The sequence below is a fragment of the Enemella evansiae genome (assembly GCF_004362375.1).
In the GTDB taxonomy this organism is placed as follows: domain Bacteria; phylum Actinomycetota; class Actinomycetes; order Propionibacteriales; family Propionibacteriaceae; genus Enemella; species Enemella evansiae.
The window spans coordinates 1-1,652 of the sequence record NZ_SNXA01000006.1; the positions used below are offsets into that span (position 1 = coordinate 1).

At 64.8% G+C, this 1,652-nt stretch carries 1 protein-coding gene; it reads right to left on the bottom strand.

From position 1 onward, the window contains the following. Window positions 1-92 precede the first annotated feature (92 nt). On the bottom strand, window positions 93-1,373 hold the full coding sequence (locus C8D81_RS00605) for an IS110 family RNA-guided transposase (protein ID WP_094431644.1): 1,281 nt from the start codon (window positions 1,371-1,373) through the stop codon (window positions 93-95). Window positions 1,374-1,652 lie beyond the last annotated feature (279 nt).

Consider the following 1,652-nt stretch of genomic DNA (forward strand, 5'->3'; position numbering starts at 1 on the left):
CTGCGCGACCTAGTCCGAGAATGGACTCAGCCACGCGCGGTGGAGCGTCCGGCGGCGTGACTCGTCGGTGGGAGTGGTTGTAGGGGTTGTGGTCAGGCGGCGGGTTGCAGGATGACTTTGTAGCCGAGGGCTTCGAGGCCCTTGATGTGACTGCGTTGCCTGGCTTTGGTCGAGACGTGGGTGTCGTAGTGCTGGGGGCCGAGTTCACGGAAGGGGATGTCGGGATCGTTGAGCAGGTGCCAGATGACGGTCAGGATCGAGCGTCCGACCGCGACCATGGCCTTCTTCTTTCCGCGCCGGCGAACCAGGCGTCGGTAGCGGACGCCGAGGAAGGTCTGGGTGTGTCGGGTCGCGATCGCGGCCTCGCAGATCGCGCGGGCGAGGTATCGGTTCCCGTGGCCGGTGGAGCCGTTGCCTTTGGTCTTGCCCGCGCTGGACTTGATCCCGGGGGTGAACCGTGCCCAGGACGCGAGATGGTCCGGGGTCGGGAACTGGGTCATGTCGGTGCCGATCTCGGCCACGATCGCGGCAGCGGCACGCGGCCCGATCCCGGGAATCTCATCGAGCCGGGCGACCGCGTCAGCGAAAGGGACCAGATGGGCCTCGATCTGTTCATCGAGCGCGGCGATATCGCGATCGGTTTGATCGATCCGGGCCAGCATCCGGGTCAGCAAGAACCGGTGGTGATCATCGAAGGTCCCCAACTGCAGCCCGGCGAAGGCCTCCTCCAGTTCGGCCATCTTCAGCCGTAACCGGGACCGTGCTTTCTCCGCGAGGACCTTGGGATCGCGTTCCCCGGCGATGATGGCATCCAGCATCTCCCGTCCCGAGACGCCGAAGATGTCGGAGGCGACCACCGACAGTTTGATGCAGGCATCCTCCAACAGCTTCTCGACCCGGTTCTTCTCCGCGGTCCGGACCCCGACCAGATCCACCCGATACCGGGTCAGGTCCCGCAGCCTGCGGATCCCGGCCTCGGGAACGAAACTGGGCCGCAGCATCTGGCGTTCGGCAACCTTGCACAACCACACCGCATCCAACCGATCGGTCTTCGGCCGGCCGGGCAGATGATGGACATCCTTGGCATTGACCAACCACGGATCCAGCCCGTGCGCGGCGAACAGATAAAACGGCGCCCGCCAATAGTCGCTGGTGGCCTCCATCACCACCCGCTGCACCCCGAGCCCGACCAGCCGGTTCGCCAGCTCGCTCAACGAGCCGACCATCGTGGTGTGAGTGGTGACCTCCTGCAACCGGCGTTTCTTGCCCGGCGGTGCGGGCATACGGACACAACACACCAACTCGGCCTTGCCGATATCCAACGCCGCGACCCGCTCGATGATCTGTTCTTCGTCTTCAGACTCTGTGAACACCTCTCTGCCCTCCCAAGGCGCGATCCAGTACCAAAAAGGGGTGGCCGCCTGAGGGAGATCTCGAGGGAAAATCAAGCAAATCTAGTCCTCGCGCTCACACCGCCACCCCCTACTAGGAAGGCCACGGATCGGCAGCATTGAAGGGCCCATCACATCGATCCCCGCACCGGGCTACTCGACGGCCTCGAACGGACCATAGATCGAACGGTTTCAGCACCCAGCCGACCACCCCCACCCCATTCTCAGCCCGGAACGGGCGCCCCGCCAGGGGCACAGTGG